This is a genomic window from Paraburkholderia sp. SIMBA_027, from assembly GCF_046535315.1.
GTDB classification, from domain to species: Bacteria; Pseudomonadota; Gammaproteobacteria; order Burkholderiales; family Burkholderiaceae; genus Paraburkholderia; species Paraburkholderia tropica.
In genome coordinates, this window is the sequence record NZ_JAWRWY010000663.1 from 1 (window position 1) to 269 (window position 269).

Annotated in this window: 1 protein-coding gene; it reads left to right on the forward strand. The window is 63.9% G+C overall.

Annotation, left to right across the window (positions count from 1 at the left end; genetic code table 11):
- Positions 1-269: ATP-binding cassette domain-containing protein (locus SB764_RS40665; RefSeq protein ID WP_410866851.1), on the forward strand; the 269-nt coding region annotated here is incomplete at both ends.

Genomic DNA, 269 nt, shown 5'->3' on the forward strand with positions numbered 1-269 from the left:
GGCGCTGCGTATCGAGCGCCTGACCAAAACCTATAACGTCGGCGGCAGCTCGGTGGCGGCGCTGCGCAATGTGTCGCTGAACCTGCCAAAGGGCAAGACACTGGCGATCGTCGGTGAGTCCGGCTCAGGCAAAAGCACCCTGGTCAAGGCGGCAATCCGCCTGGTAGACAGCGACAGTGGGCATGTGTGGGTAGGCGATAGCGACTTCCTGGCCTTGCGCGGCTCGGCCCTGGCGGCCAATCGGCGCCGCATCCAGATGATTTTCCAGG